This is a genomic window from Chitinophaga sp. 180180018-3, from assembly GCF_037893185.1.
Taxonomy (GTDB): Bacteria; Bacteroidota; Bacteroidia; order Chitinophagales; family Chitinophagaceae; genus Chitinophaga.
In genome coordinates this window covers 4,721,181-4,733,908 of record NZ_CP140772.1, presented here as the reverse complement: position 1 = coordinate 4,733,908, position 12,728 = coordinate 4,721,181, and the positions used below count along the sequence as shown (strand labels likewise).

General features: G+C 49.1%; 9 protein-coding genes. 6 read left to right on the top strand and 3 right to left on the bottom strand.

Annotation, left to right across the window (positions count from 1 at the left end; translation table 11 throughout):
* The first annotated feature begins 8 nt into the window (after nt 1–8).
* From UNH61_RS18465 to UNH61_RS18445, 5 genes are read left to right on the top strand one after another with little or no spacing between them, the layout of a single operon-like run.
* Nucleotides 9–1,610, top strand: a complete 1,602-nt coding sequence (locus UNH61_RS18465; protein WP_326993461.1) for a RagB/SusD family nutrient uptake outer membrane protein — start codon at nt 9–11, stop codon at nt 1,608–1,610.
* 55 nt (nt 1,611–1,665) lie between these two features.
* Complete coding sequence (locus UNH61_RS18460; RefSeq protein WP_326993460.1) at nt 1,666–4,758, top strand: PQQ-dependent sugar dehydrogenase; 3,093 nt, start codon at nt 1,666–1,668, stop codon at nt 4,756–4,758.
* Nucleotides 4,759–4,761: 3 nt separating this feature from the next.
* Nucleotides 4,762–5,958 (top strand): nucleoside permease, encoded by a 1,197-nt coding sequence (locus UNH61_RS18455; protein ID WP_326993459.1) that lies wholly within the window; start codon nt 4,762–4,764, stop codon nt 5,956–5,958.
* 10 nt (nt 5,959–5,968) lie between these two features.
* A complete protein-coding gene (locus UNH61_RS18450) occupies nt 5,969–7,162 on the top strand; it encodes a Gfo/Idh/MocA family oxidoreductase (RefSeq protein ID WP_326993458.1) in 1,194 nt (397 codons plus the stop codon).
* Between the two features lie 15 nt (nt 7,163–7,177).
* Complete coding sequence (locus UNH61_RS18445; protein WP_326993457.1) at nt 7,178–8,191, top strand: Gfo/Idh/MocA family oxidoreductase; 1,014 nt, start codon at nt 7,178–7,180, stop codon at nt 8,189–8,191.
* Between the two features lie 85 nt (nt 8,192–8,276).
* Here the strand turns inward: UNH61_RS18445 and UNH61_RS18440 are convergent, their stop codons facing one another.
* Together UNH61_RS18440 and UNH61_RS18435 are read right to left on the bottom strand one after the other, a co-directional pair.
* Nucleotides 8,277–9,185, bottom strand: a complete 909-nt coding sequence (locus tag UNH61_RS18440; protein WP_326993456.1) for a hypothetical protein — start codon at nt 9,183–9,185, stop codon at nt 8,277–8,279.
* Nucleotides 9,186–9,187: 2 nt separating this feature from the next.
* Entirely contained in the window at nt 9,188–10,624 is a 1,437-nt protein-coding gene (locus UNH61_RS18435) for an MBOAT family O-acyltransferase (protein ID WP_326993455.1), read from the bottom strand.
* A gap of 216 nt (nt 10,625–10,840) precedes the next feature.
* On the opposite strand from UNH61_RS18435, the gene UNH61_RS18430 reads away from it, so the two are divergent.
* Nucleotides 10,841–11,422 carry a PhnA domain-containing protein gene (locus UNH61_RS18430; RefSeq protein ID WP_326993454.1) on the top strand — a complete coding sequence of 194 codons (582 nt, stop codon included), beginning with the start codon at nt 10,841–10,843 and terminating at the stop codon, nt 11,420–11,422.
* Between the two features lie 9 nt (nt 11,423–11,431).
* Here UNH61_RS18430 and UNH61_RS18425 read toward each other — a convergent pair whose 3' ends face one another.
* On the bottom strand, nt 11,432–12,691 hold the full coding sequence (locus UNH61_RS18425) for a glycosyltransferase family 87 protein (RefSeq protein WP_326993453.1): 1,260 nt from the start codon (nt 12,689–12,691) through the stop codon (nt 11,432–11,434).
* Nucleotides 12,692–12,728 lie beyond the last annotated feature (37 nt).

Below are 12,728 nucleotides of genomic sequence, written 5' to 3'. Positions count from 1 at the left end.
CGCAACTCATGAAAAAAATCGTATATACTTTACCGTTAATAGTTGCATTGCTCGCCGTTTCCTGTTCGAAGGATTATCTGAACAGGCCTCCGGCTGGTCAGCAAACAGACGATAACTTCTTCAACTCGCCCGGAGCCGGCTATAAAACTGTCGTGAATTGCTATCTCGGCTTTTATAACTTCTGGGGCTACCAGGCTGCCATCGCTGAGTTGGGCAATATGGCCACCGACGAATCAGATAAAGGTGGATCTGATAACAACGACCGCCCCTTTGTGCTCGATCTCGGATTCGGCCGTACGCTCACTAACAACGAAACACTGAATGGTCTCTGGGGTGCCTGTTACGCCGGCATTGCCAGTTGTAACGTAGCATTGGAACGCCTGCCCGGCGCCACACTCGTAGACGATAAAGGTACACCGGTGCCCGACGATACCCGCAAGCGTTACCTGGCAGAAGTTCACTTCCTGCGCGCGTACTATTACCTCGATCTGCTGCGTATTTTCGGCGGCGTACCCCTGATCACGAAAACAGTGGCAGTAGCTGATCGTAATAAAATAAACCGCGCTTCTTCCACCGAAACATACCAGTTCATTCTGGCTGAACTGGATGCCGCTGCTGCAGAACCGGCACTCCCTTCCCGCAACGATATACCGGATCTGGAACTGGGCCGCGTTACAAAAGAAGTGGTGTGGGCCCTGCAGGCAAGAGCTTATCTCTTCTTCGCGGAAGACGATAAATCACTTTACGCCAAAGCCCGTGATGCTGCAAAGAAAGTGATCGACTCAAAGGCCTTCAGCCTGGAACCACAATACCAGCAATTGTTTTTGAAAGATGGTTACAAAAGCAGGGAATCCGTTTTCCCGATCATCTTTGGAGATGATCCCGGCTCATTTATCTACGGATCAACTATACCTGTATACTGCTCTCCCCGCAGTGCAGGCGGCTGGGGCTTCGATTGCCCTACTCAATCGCTGGTGAACGAGTTTGAGCCGGGCGATCCCCGCGCCCTGTTTACCCTGCTCGATCAGGGCGATGTATTCCCGAATCCGCGTAACCCGGAAGTGCTCGACTTCTCCACCTATCCCAACACCGGCCATCATAACAGGAAAGTATTCCTGACATACGACCGCCGCGGACAAGGCTGGGGCGACGATGCATGGACCATGTACCTGATCCGCTATGCAGATGTATTGCTGATGTACGCAGAAGCAGTATTGGAAAGTGGTGGCGATAAACAAACGGTAGCTGATTATATCAACCAGGTACGCACCCGCGCTTCCGGATCATCCCACACAGATGTGGAAGCGATTTCCCGCATACGCAAGATCCCCAATACGCCGCTGCGAATGGTAACTGCCGGCGACGATCTGCGCACGGCTGTACGCCACGAGCGCCGGGTAGAACTGGGCTGCGAATATACCCGCCTGTTCGATCTGCTGCGCTGGAATATCTACGTATCTACGATGAAAGACTATTCCACAAAATCCTGGTCTAACGGCAAAGGTGGCAGCTTCAAAGCCCCTGCCGGTGGCAGTAAATACCTGTTCCCGATCCCACAATCGGAAATCGATAAAAGCGGTGGGTCCATCAAACAGAATCCGGGCTACTAATTATTATTCCAACAACGGCAGATGGGAAACCATCTGCCGATATTTATGACGAACCATGAAGAAATTAGTTCAACTGTTGTTGTTAGTGCTGCTCTTTGCCTGTACCGGCAAGAGATCCACGACCCGTATCCTTTGTTACACAACCAATCGCGAAAGTAGCTGGGTAAAGTCAATCCAGGAAACCGCCCGCAAGGAAGGATGGCAGCTGGTGTTGACGGGCGACCGGCACCTGTTCAAGGAAGATTCCCTGCGGGAGTTCAGCGCTGTTTGTCTGCCTTTTTCTTTGTCGGATAGTCTCGGTTTCAGACAGGTACCCGCATTGAAACGCTACGCTGAAGCAGGTGGTGGTGGTATCCTCGCTATAAAGGATACGGCAGATCAGCGTAAAGACTGGACGTGGCTGCATGAATGGAAAGACCTGGCAACAGACAGGGAACTACAGCAGGACGGTGGCAGGTTATACATCGTTTCACCCAATGCCGATGCAGGCGCTGTTAGCAAAGCAATGGGCTATCTGATAGGTGGCAATAAACTGCCGGATTATACAAAAGCTTCGCTGACGCTGGCGCCGCCGGATACTAACCGTTACACCTATACGGTGTTAGACCATGGGCTCGATGAACCAATGGAAATGTGCATACTGCCTGGTGGTAACGTCATGTTTATTGAGCGTAAGGGAGATGTGAAAATGTATGATGCCGCTTTACGCCAAACCAAAGCGATAGGTCATTTTGATGTGTTCAGTGGCATCGAAGATGGATTGCTGGGTGCCGCACTGGATCCGGATTATAAAACCAATCACCGCGTATTTTTCTACTATGCACCCGCCGGTGAAAAGTGGTATAACAAACTCGTAAGAATGGAATTGCGTGGCGATACGCTGGATCGCTCTACCGAAAAGGTTGTGATGGAGGTGCCAACACAACGGCGCTATTGCTGCCACTCTGCCGGCTATCTTTCCTTTGGCCCGGGTGGCTTATTGTACCTGTCTATCGGTGATAATACCAATGCTGAAGAAACAGAAGGCTATACGCCGGTAGATGAACGGCCAGGCAGAGGCCTCAGCGATGATCAGGGCAGCGCGGCCAACAGCAACGACCTGCGCGGAAAAATCCTCCGCATCAAGCCGGAAGAAAATGGTACCTATTCCATCCCCGATGGTAACCTCTTCCCGAAAGATGGCTCCAAAGGACGTCCGGAAATATACGTGATGGGATGCCGCAATCCTTACCGCTTTCATGTAGACATGAAGAATGCATTCTTATACTGGGGCGACATCGGGCCCGATACCAAGGTGCCCTCGAATGAAGGCAGCACCATCAGCTTCGATGAAATCAACCAGGCACGGAAACCAGGCTTCTTCGGCTGGCCTTATTTCAATGGTAACAACCAGGCTTATCCCATCTGGGACTATGCCGCTAAAAAAGAACGACCTGCTAAAGATCCATTGCATCCTGTCAACAATTCTCCCAACAACACCGGTATCAAAGAATTGCCGCCTGCACAGCCAGCCATGATATGGTATGGAGATGCTGCATCTCCCATATTCCCGCAAGTAGGGAAGGGGGGAGAGACATTACTGGCAGGCCCTGTATTCTACAGCGATCTGTATAAGGATGCCCCTTATAAATTATCGGATTATTACAACGGTAAATTATTTATATACGACTGGGTACGTCATTGGGTGAAAGCAGTGACACTCGATAAAGATGGAAACTACCTCCGCATGGAGCCTTTCCTCGAAAATATTGAATTTGCTGCACCGGTCGATATGCAGATCGCTCCTGATGGCAGTATCTATATGCTGGAATACGGTACCAACTGGTTCGCTAAAAATTCCGACGCCAAACTCGTGCGGATCACCTATGCGGAAGGCAACCGCAAACCGGTAGCCGTCATTAAAAGCAGTGAACTATATGGCGCTGCCCCGCTGCAGGTGCATTTGTCGGCCACCGGCTCAGTGGACTACGACAAAGGCGACCAGTTGACCTATTCCTGGAAGGTTGGCAATGAAACGCTCACAGGTGCTGAAACTAATTACACCTTCAAACAACCGGGTATCTACAAAGTAATATTGTCGGTGAAAGATAATCACGGCGCGGAAGGTACCGCTGCCCTGGATGTTAAAGTGGGCAACGCTCCTCCGTCGGTGAAAATCAATACCACTGCCAACCGCAGCTTCTATTGGGATAATGTTCCGCTGGACTATGAGGTAGTAGTAAAGGATCAGGAAGATGGAATACCGGATAGCAGCACGGTACAGGTCTCTTTCGACTATATGCCGGTGGGCAAAGACCTCGCGCCTGTACTGGCCAAAGGCACGTCGGCAGCGTCTTTGCAGCATGCTAAAGGCAACAGCCTTTTCTGGTCGCTCGACTGTAAAGCCTGTCACGCTGAGAAGGCTACTTCCGTAGGGCCCAGTCTAACGGATATCTCTAAACGTTATTCCGCTGATGAAGCCACCATCAGTAAACTTGCCGCCAAGATCATTGCCGGCGGCAGCGGCAACTGGGGTAATCGTACTATGTCGTCGCACCCGGATATGAAGCAGGACGATGCACGCGAAATTGTGCAGTACATCCTTTCCCTGAATAACGCCGGCGCTTCGCTGCCCATGCACGGCACGCAGCTGCTGAATAAACATATCGGCAAAGGCAACGATGGCGCTTACCTGCTGATGGCATCTTATACTGATAAGGGCGCCAATGGCATAGAGCCGCTTACCGGACGTGATTATATCCTGCTTCAGCATCCGACAGTACAATTGGAGGATTTTGATGAAGGGAATATGTTCATCAGCACCGTCACCACATTGGCCTTGTCTTACTGCTATGCCAACAACAACAGCTTCTGCCACTTTAAACAGCTTTGGCTGGATAATGTAGCAGGTATCCGCTACAATGCACAACTGCAGGGAGCTGGCGGTACTATTGAGGTGCATCTCGATAAACCCGATGGTCCGGTGATCAGCAAGGTGGTAGTTCCTGCCGGCACCGCACCGGATGCAAAGAGCGGTTGGAAAGTGATCAGTGCGCCGATGCAGCCGGTAAAAGGGCAACATGATCTCTACGTTATCACCAGGAGCACGGACGGCAAAGATGGTCACCTGTTTAACCTGGACTGGATGTATTTCTCAAACCGAAACTAAGTTATGTCTCCGTCCGTTCGAATCCGTTTATCTGTACTGATGCTGCTTCAGTATTTTATCTGGGGCGCATGGTACGTAACCATGGGCACCTATCTCATGGCATCGCTGAAAGCGGATGCAGTGCAGGTAGGTGCTGCCTATGCTAACCTGTCGATCGCCGCTATCATTTCGCCGTTTTTTGTAGGCCTGGTAGCCGACAGATTTTTCTCAGCGCAACATGTGCTGGCTGTACTGCACCTCGCCGGGGCTGCAGTGCTTTACCGGATCAGCATGGTGCCCGATTTCAACAGCTTCTGGTGGCTTATCCTGTTGTATACATTGCTCTATATGCCTACCATGTCGCTCGCCAACGCCGTATCCTTCCGGCAGATGGAAGAGCCCGGGAAAGAGTTCCCGTCTGTTCGTGTATTCGGCACCGTAGGATGGATCGCAGCCGGACTGCTCATAGGATCACTGGAGGTAGAAGCCACCGCCATGCCTTTTCGTATAGCCGCCGGCAGTTCGTTGCTGCTGGGCCTGTACAGCTTTTTGCTGCCACCGGCGCCACCGGTACGGCGGCAGGTGAAACTGGCGGATATACTGGGACTGGATGCGCTGATACTATTCAAAGACCGTACATACGTGGTATTCTTTATAGCCGCCATCTGCATTTGTATTCCGTTATCGTTCTACTACAGCTTAACCAATCCTTTTCTCAACAGTACCGGGATGGTAAATGCTGCCGGGAAAATGACGCTGGGCCAGGTATCTGAGTTTGCATTCCTGCTGCTGATGCCTTTCCTGTTCAGCCGGCTGGGAGTGAAGAAAATGCTGCTCACTGGTATGTGCTGCTGGATACTTCGTTATGTGTTCTTCGCATTCGGTGATAATCATTCACTGGTCTGGATGTTGTATGGAGGCATTCTCCTGCATGGCGTATGTTATGATTTCTTTTTTGTAACCGGACAGATATATACAGATCATAAGGCAGGGCAGGCGGTGAAGAGTGCCGCGCAAGGGCTCATTACGTTTGCTACCTATGGTGTAGGGATGCTGCTGGGCTCTTATGTGTCGGGCTTTGTAGCGCTGAAATACAGTGTTGCTACGGGTAACAACATACAATATCACTGGACAAACATCTGGCTGATGCCCGCCATAATTACGATGGGAGTGATGATACTTTTTATCTTTCTATTCAGGGAAAACAAAAACAAACAATAAAAACTTTTTTATGGGAAGAAAAATTGCCATGCTGGGCGGAGGTTTCATCGGCAGGTTCTATGCCGATTCCATACAGGGACAAAGAAGCAGGGATAAAATAGTCAGCATTTACTCACGCAGGGAAGCAAGCGTACAGCAGTTTGCGGCCGATTATAACGTGCCGCATACCACTACCTCCATGGAAGAAGCAATCAGTCATCCGGAAGTAGATGTGGTATGTATTGCCCTGCCTAATCATCTGCATGAAGCAGCAGTGGAATTATGCTGCAAACATAAAAAAGCAGTGATCTGCACCAAGCCGCTGGGTCGTAATGCAGAAGAAGCCAAACGTATGCTGCTGGCAGTAGAAAAAGCAGGCATCTTCCATGCTTATATGGAAGACCTGGTATATACGCCGAAATTTTCCAAAGCGCTGCAAAGTGTGCAGGATGGCGCCTTAGGCCGTATCCTCTGGGCAAAATCGAGGGAAACACATCCTGGTCCGCACAGCGACTGGTTCTGGGATAAGGAACAGGCCGGAGGCGGATGTATCCTCGATCTGGGCTGTCATTGCGTGGAAATTTCCCGCAGCTTTATCGGGAAAGATATCAGGCCGGTGGAAGTTATGTGTTGGGCAGATACACAGGTAAAACCTATCGAAGCGGAAGACCATGCCATTGCACTGGTGAAGTATGAAAACGGCGCCATTGGTCAGTTTGAAGTTAGCTGGACATTCCGCGGTGGCCTCGATCTGCGCGACGAAGTAATGGGCACCGAAGGTACGATCTGGCTGAACAGCTTCCTGCGTACCGGTTTCGATATGTTCACTACCGGAAAAGGCGCCGACTATGTGGCAGAAAAAGCAGAAAGCAACAGTGGCTGGCTGTTCCCTGTAGGAGATGAACTGAATGAGCTCGGCTACAACCACATGTTCGCCGATATGTTTGATGCCATCGAAGAAAAACGCGCACCAAGAGAAACTTTCTACGACGGCTATGTAGTGAACGCCATCCTGGATGCCGCCTATCGCAGCGCTGCCAGCAAACTGTGGGAACCGGTACAGCTGGATATTTGGAGAGGACAAACAGGCCTCAGCAAACCTGCTACACTGGTGGATTACGATGAGCAACACTATCTCATCAAAGAAGAAATTACGCACTTCGGCAGCACTAAGCTGATCCTGAAAGAGAAACAAAGTGGTAAGATCATAGAAATAGTAAAATAATTCAAAACAACAGGAATGAACAGTGCTTCAAACAGCCGCCGGCAGTTTATCCGCAACACCACACTGGCCGGCCTCGGCCTCGGACTGGTCGGAAATGCAGAGAAACTGCTGGCAGGCACACTGCCCACCGCAGGCCGCAGGGTAGGCATCATCGGCCTGGATACTTCGCATAGTGTCGAGTTCACTAAAATGCTGAATGCCGCCGTACCCGATCCCGCTTTCCTCGGATACCACGTGGTAGCCGCCTATGCGCAAGGTAGTAAAGACATCGCCTCCAGCCTGGAAATGGTACCGGGAAATCTCAAACACGTCAAAGAACTGGGCGTGGAAATCGTAGACACGATTCCGCAACTACTGAAGAAATGCGACGTAGTACTCCTGGAATCCAACGATGGCAGAGTACATCTCGAACAGGCTATCCCTGTTTTCAAAGCAGGCAAACGGGTATTCATCGATAAACCAATCGCTGCTTCTCTCGCAGATGCCAAAGCTATATTCAATGCCGCTCAGCAATACAAAGTGCCGGTATTCACCTCCTCCGCACTTCGCTTTATTGAAAGTATCCAGCAGGTAAGAAACGGCAGCATCGGCAAAGTAACAGGAGCGGATATTTACACGCCATCTCCTACAGAATCAACCCATCCGGATCTTTTCTGGTATGGCATTCACGGCGTGGAAATGCTCTACGCCATCATGGGCACCGGCTGTAAAAAACTCACCCGCATCACTCAGCCCGACATGGATTACATCACCGCTGTATGGGCCGATGGACGAATCGGTACCCTCCGCGGTGTGAAGAAAGGCCCCTATGGCTTCGGTGGCCACGCATTCGGTGAAAAAGCCATCGCACCCATCGGCGACTTCAATTCCTATGTGCCGCTGGTGAAACAAATCACCGCCTTCTTCGAAAGCGGTATCCCTCCGGTGCCTCCGGCAGAAACGCTCGAAATGATGGCCTTCATGGAAGCTGCTGATGAAAGCAGGAAGAGGAATGGAACGACAGTAGAATTAAGAATAGGGAATGAATAATGAAGAATGACAGCGGAGATAGTAGCGAATATGATCTTCGCGTTTACTATCTCCGCTGTCATTCTTCATTATTCATTCCCTATTCTTAATTCCTGCGAAGCAGGCTATCTATTTTCTTCGACATCTTTTCCGCTCCAACTCCATTCAAATGATCTCCGTCATAAAAATCGCTGAGGGTGAATGAAGAGTCGCGCAGGAAATTATAGTAGCTGGTATTACTGTTTTGCGATACGAGTTCAGACATGGTGGAAAGCGTAAGCGCCAGTTGTTTTGGCTCCAGGTTGTTATAGTAAGTAGAGTAGGCCGGGGCCGTAAAAAAAAGCACCCTTGCATTTTTCTTCTTCGCAAAAGCAATGATCTCTTCTAAAATGGCCTTATGCGCCGGATATAGTTTCTGCAGGTTGGCAACCCTATGTTTTCTGGCGCCTTCAAACCCGCTGGCTGCTACATCCTGGTTCACCGGAAAGGGAATTGCCCAGCCGTTGCTATCGCAGCCTACAACAGGCCGCCGGAGCAGATAGTATCTGATGAGGCGCCTTAAATTAAGCTCCAGGCTACCACAAAGTATTTCCGTGTATTCGTTGAATTTATGAGAGGAATGGAACTGGTAATACAACATGTAGTACTTTACACGCCAGTATTCTCCGGCTTCTGAGAGATTGCTGAATAAGGTAAAATAGGAAACAGGCAGTACAATGTATTTCAGACTTTTCCAGGAGGTATCGTATTTCTGAAGTATCTGCAGGTCGTAATCAATGCTCTGGCTGCTGAGCGCCGCGTTGAAAGTATGCGGTGGGAGATAGGCCGGATTCAGATCGAGGTAACCGTGGGAACTGCCTAATACCAGTACCTGAATACTGTCGGCATGCTGCAACATATACTGGTTCTTGTACGAATATTCGTTGGGAATACGGCGCAACATTGTCTCAAATACCAATGCAAGTATTATCACCGGTAAAAGAAAGATGCCCGTTTTTATAATAATATTCTTCATGCTTAAAACTGGAAATAAATAAATTGCTGATCTGTACCCGCGAAATAAAAGATACAGAACAGGATAACGTAGTACACTGCCCAGCGGAATACCCGGGGCCTGCGGAAGCCCAGCCGGGCAATAGCATAAGGTTGTTCCCTCCCCATCCACTCAATAATCATGAATATGCTGATCAGCACGATCTCCTTGATGGGCATCAGTTCCGGCTGTTTGAATAAGGAACGCGAAAAGATGCCGCTGATATAGTGGTATGCCTGTGAGATGTTTTCCGAACGGAAAACAATCCAGGCAAAGGTCGTTAGGGTGAATGTCACCAGCATTTGTAATATCTCCCGTAAACCTGGCAGCATTCTGCCCTGCGCCACTATTTCCAGGTTGTTGCGGTTCCTGTTGAAGATCACCAGTGGCATGATATACAGCGCATTTAATGCCCCCCATACAATGAAGGTCCAGTTAGCGCCGTGCCAGAAACCACTGACCAGGAAAATGATAAAGGTATTCCTGACCTTCATCCAGGTGCTGCCCTTGCTGCCTCCCAACGGAATGTAAAGGTAATCCCGGAACCACGACGATAACGAAATATGCCAGCGTCGCCAGAATTCTGCTATATCCCTGGAGAAATACGGATAGGCAAAATTACGCAGCAGGTCGATGCCGAACAGCTTTGCTGTACCTAACGCAATATCAGAGTAACCGGAAAAGTCGCAGTAGATCTGGAACGTAAAGAATAACGCTCCCATCAACAGCGTACTGCCGGAATAGTGCTGATAATTATTGAAGATAAGATTGGCATAATAAGCACAGTTGTCGGCAATCACCACTTTCTTGAACATGCCCCACAATATTTGCCGGAAACCATCTACCGCCTGAGGATAGCTGAACACCCTTTCCCGCTTGATCTGCGGCAGCAGGTGAGTGGCACGCTCAATAGGTCCGGCTACCAGCAACGGAAAGAAGCTGACGAAAACAGAGTACACCACAAAATTACGCTCGGGCTGTATCCTGTTTTTATAAATATCTATCACATACGACAGTCCGTGAAAAGTATAAAAAGAGATCCCCACCGGCAGCACTACCTGCAACACCCAGGGATGAACCTGTACCCCCAAAAGGCCCATCGCATCGGCAAAAGAGCCGGCGAAGAAATTAAAATACTTGAATACGCCGAGGAACCCGAGGTTGATACACACGCTCAGCCAGAACCATCCTTTCTTAGCGCCCTCACTCCGGGCTTCCGACATCTTAATCCCTGTAAAGTAATCCAGCAATGTAGAAAAGATCAGCAGAAACAGAAAACGGTAATCCCAGCAGGCATAAAAGAAATAGCTGGCTACCAGCAACAGGAAATTTTGCGCCTTCAGGCTTCTATTGGTAACAAACCAATACAATATGAACACAATTGGCAGAAAGATGGCAAAATTAATTGAGTTGAAAAGCATGAAAAGGACAGGTTGTCAATGAATTGTCTGCGATTGCCGAAGGTAGGAAAAAAGAATTAAGAAAAGGGAATGAAGAATTAAGAAATAATGCGAAAACCTCAGCGGATAATGTTGTCAAACGGCAATATCCGCTGAGGTTTTCGCATTATTTCTTAATTCCACATTCTTCATTCCTAATTCTTTCTCGTACCTTTGTGCCCATTTTTAAAGGACAATATGAAGCTGAACGAACTATTAGCCCAAAGAAGCAACGGGCATTGCGAATTATGCGAGGCGGCAACCAATCTGAGCATCTACGAAGTTCCGCCACAAACCTATACAGATGAGGACAACTGTATCATGATCTGTGATACCTGTAAAGCCCAGATTGAGAAAAAAGCCGAACTGGACAATCAGCACTGGCAATGCCTCACCACCTCCATGTGGAGCGAAGTTCCGGGCGTACAGGTAGTATCCTGGCGAATGCTCAACCGTTTACGCAACGAAAGCTGGGCGGCCGACAGCCTGGATATGATTTACCTGAACGATGAAGCACTGGCCTGGGCCAAAGCTACCGGCGATCATGAAAGCGATGGCTCCGTAGAACTGCACCGCGATTGTAACGGCCAGCAACTCCTGAACGGCGACACGGTAGTCCTCACCAAATCGCTGGATGTAAAAGGATCTACCCTGAATGCCAAATTAGGTACCGTCGTGAAAAATATCCGCCTGGTACCAGATAATACCGAACAGATCGAAGGAAAGATAGAAGGACAAACAATTGTCATCCTCACAAAATATTTACGGAAACAACAATAAGAGCCTGCACTAGCTGGTAGGCTCCAGCTTCTGGTGACCTAGGCGGATATTTTCGCTTAGGTCGCTGGAAACAGCAGGTACTTCCTGCTTCACGAAGAACGGCTCCAGCACTATCTTCAGCCAGACGATGGAGCAGAACACTGCTTTTACCGCATAGGGCTCCACATAATTCCTGGCGATCCAATACGGCGTGATCAGGTCGGTAGAAGAGAAGGAAGTGAATACCAGTGTAAGTACCACCAGCGCCGTATCCAATCCCGACGGCCTATCCTGCGTAAAGTACCAGATCGCTACGCCGGTTAATGCAATAATGTAAGTAGGCGATTCCCCCTTGTGATTGAATATCACCACCCAGATCAGTACAGACGCAAGCATGCTCAGGTTGTACTGCTTTTCTTTTTTATAGAGGATCGGAATGAAGGGCAGCATGAATATAACGGCTGCCGTCAATACAAAGAGTTGTTTGTTAAAGGTCAGGTGGAACCAGGTATGCCACCAGCCCATCACAGATACGCCATAGGAAACAGAGTAATCATGCGTCAGCAGATGCGCCCAGCTTTTGTAAAGGAACATCAGCTGATCCCAGGATACTACTACCAGCGGCATTACCGCGATAACAGCCGCCCAGAATATTGTATATAAGGCCGATTTCCAGCGCTGAGGATACAACAGGAACAACGACATTGCCACTACCCCGAATATCTTGATATATACCGTAAACACCAGCAACAGCGCGGCCAGCCATATTTTTTTATTCTCCATGCAATACCAGGCCAGTATGAATACACCCGCCATGAGCACATTGATCTGGGAACTGGTGAGCGCTATCATCATATCAATTGCCAGGAACAACAGCATCACCGGCAACTTTTTGTTCTTTATAGGCAACACCTTCATTGCCATGATGAACACCGCTACGTTCATCAGGTTCCAGCAGATCAGCGCCGGCAGATCCGGCATCCAGGCGAAAAGCCCCATCCACAAGGCAAAAGAAGGACTATACTTATAGAGATCGAAATACTCGCAGGGATAATAGAGGTACAGATCCTGCTGATGAATCAGGTGGAAAAAAGACCGCTTGAAAATAACGAAGTTGTTATAACGGGTCCAGTCCGACAGCTCCAGTGGCATGTCTTTAGACGAATACCAGGAATGAATGGATACGGCCACCGCCATTAACAGGAACAAACCAAATAAATACTTAACAGGAATATTGCTGATAGCTTTACAAATCGCCTCCCAACGGTTCCTCACGGTTAACCTTTGCATGTTACTCTTTTAAGTTTTGACAGTTGTAGTTTCTTTT